A 2477-nucleotide genomic window follows, 5' to 3' on the forward strand; every position below is an offset into this window, starting at 1 on the left:
CGGTCAAAAGTGGGAGCGGGCTTGCTCGCGAAAGGGCCCTCAGCCTCACCATGAATCTAAAGGACCACCGCCCCAATCAACCCACACACCACACCCACCAGCATGGTCAGCCCGGCCACCGTCACCAGCACCCGTGCATCGAAATCCTTGCGCAGCATCAGCAGCGACGGCAGGCTCACGCTGGGCAGGGTCATCAGCAAGGCCACGGCCGGACCGCTGCCCATGCCCAGCGTCATCATGGTTTGTACGATAGGGATCTCGGCGGCGGTAGGAATCACGAACAGCGTACCGACGATCGCCAGTGGCACCAGCCACAGCAGGCTATTAGCCATGGCGCCGTCGACATGCGGGAACAGCCACACCCGTGCTGCGCCCAGTACCAGTACGGCGAGGATGTAGACCGGGATCGTGCTCCAGAACAACTGCCACAGCGTGCGCAACCAACGGCTCAGGAACGGTTGTGATTCGACCTGGCTGACGTCCGCCACTGCGTCCAGCGCTGCTTCGGGCACTTGGTCTGGGCGAGCAATCCGTTGTGCCACTAGGGACACGCCCACCACCAGCACAATTCCCGCCACTAGCCTCAGGGCGGTAAAACCCCAGCCGAGCACGAAGCCCATGAATACCAGGGTTGCGGGGTTCAGCACCGGGTTGGCGATCCAGAACGCGAGTGCCGCGCCCACCGACACGTGCTGACGACGCATGCCCGCCGCTACGGGGGCCGCGCAGCAACTGCACATCATTCCTGGCAAGGCGAACAGCCCGCCACGTAAGGTTGAACCCAGGCCGGCGCGGCCAAACAGGCGCAGCAACCAGTCGCGGGGAATCAGCACTTGCAGCAGCGACCCCAAAATCACCGCCAGCACAGCAGCCTTCCAGATCGCCAGGAAATACACCTGGGCATAGGCCAGTGCGGCCGTCAGGGGCGCGGTTTGCTGGTCATTGAGAATCGAGGCGCCGATGCTGTGGTTATCTGCCGCCACGAACGCCTTGAGGTAGTAGGGCGACCACTTCACGTAGTAGAGGCCGACGCAGGCCACCAGCAGAAATAACGCTGGCTTCCACCAGAACGACCAGCCCCGGTTGGGCTGGGTGGAGATGAGGTTGGGCATGGTGCAGGTCCGCAGATGATTCAATAGCGGAGCATCATACGCCTGTACCGTTCAGGCTTCAGATATCTGCGCTGACCTGCGTTGCGTCCGGGCATGTCTGCTGGCCGTTATCCAGGCCTTGCTTGTAGTTGCGGCTGAGCAGCGACGCCTTGCCGTTGTGCCAGGTCAGCGTCAGCACATACAGCGTGTCAAAGTCACTGCCCGACCAATCTTCGGTAATAACGTGCTTTTCGCCTGATGCTTCGCTCGCCACTTTGTTGATCAACTCCGGCAGGTAGCCGTGGGACCAGGCGGTGTAGATGACCGCGTTGTGGTACTTGTCTTCCACCAGCTCGTCGGCGAGGGCGCTGGTGTCGTTGGCAGAAAACTTGATGTTTACCGGCAGGCCGAGCTTGATTGCGCTGGGGCTGATGGTCATCAGCGGGCGAATGTAGCTGTAGGAGTTGTCCTTCTCGCCTTCCTCGACATTGCGTGTCGGGTTCGCAGCAAACACGTAATTGGCCTTGCCGAATTTTTCCGGCAATACGGTGGCCAGGTTCATCGCGCGGTTAAGGCCCTGGCAATTGAGCTGGCCCAGGCCGCCGGCAGGTTTTTCGCCGTGGCGCAGGAAAACCAGGGTTTGCACACCGTCCACGGGGCCCGCGCTGCTGATGCGCGACTCCAGGGTCAGGCCGATTGCACCGCCAGCCAGCAGCACCGGCAGCATGATGTACGAATAGCGTTTGAGTCGTTGCGCAAGGCACAGAGGCTTGATTGTCATTATAGGTTCGAGTCTTCGTGCTTCGGATTAAGGCGGACAAGCCCGGCCCCAGCGATGCATCCGGCATCCTGTGGTTTTCCATGTCGTTGTAACTGGGTGTCTCCTTCACCGTAATGGCGCACTTAAGAGTGCACATCGGCATTTTGGTTCGCCTGCGCGGCAGATTAGCGTGCCAATGTTGCGCAATGATGAACCATGCAGGACGCCGGGCAGGTGGCTATTATGGGGACTTTCCGCCGAGGGACTTTCCGATGAACGCACTCGCCGCTTTCCCGATCAACAGCAAATGGCCTGCCCAGCACCCGGAGCGTTTGCAACTGTACTCGTTGCCCACGCCCAACGGCGTCAAAGTGTCGATCATGCTTGAAGAGCTGGGCCTGCCCTATGAGGCGCACAAGGTCAGCTTTGAAACCCAGGACCAGTTGTCCCCGGAATTTCTGTCGCTGAACCCCAACAATAAAATCCCCGCAATCATCGACCCTAATGACCCAAGCGGTCAGCCGCTGGCGTTGTTCGAGTCCGGGGCGATCCTGATTTACCTCGCGGAAAAAACCAGCCAGTTGCTGTCCGAAGACCCGGCCACCCGCTATGAAACCCTTCAGTGG

The 2477-nt window shown here is 60.4% G+C and carries 3 protein-coding genes; 1 reads left to right on the forward strand and 2 read right to left on the reverse strand.

Going from position 1 to position 2477, the window contains the following annotated elements; all coding sequences use genetic code 11:
- Positions 1 to 56 precede the first annotated feature (56 nt).
- Positions 57 to 1112, reverse strand: coding sequence for a permease (locus WBB95_RS25400; protein WP_424490078.1), 1056 nt, complete (start codon positions 1110 to 1112; stop codon positions 57 to 59).
- 58 nt (positions 1113 to 1170) lie between these two features.
- Positions 1171 to 1872 carry a histidine phosphatase family protein gene (locus WBB95_RS25405; protein WP_424490079.1) on the reverse strand — a complete coding sequence of 234 codons (702 nt, stop codon included), beginning with the start codon at positions 1870 to 1872 and terminating at the stop codon, positions 1171 to 1173.
- Positions 1873 to 2123: 251 nt separating this feature from the next.
- Between WBB95_RS25405 and WBB95_RS25410 the strand changes: the two genes are divergently transcribed.
- On the forward strand, positions 2124 to 2477 hold a 354-nt coding region (locus WBB95_RS25410; protein ID WP_424490080.1), incomplete at its 3' end, for a glutathione S-transferase N-terminal domain-containing protein.

Origin of the sequence: Pseudomonas sp. (assembly GCF_049645325.1) — a bacterium.
In the GTDB taxonomy this organism is placed as follows: Bacteria; Pseudomonadota; Gammaproteobacteria; order Pseudomonadales; family Pseudomonadaceae; genus Aquipseudomonas.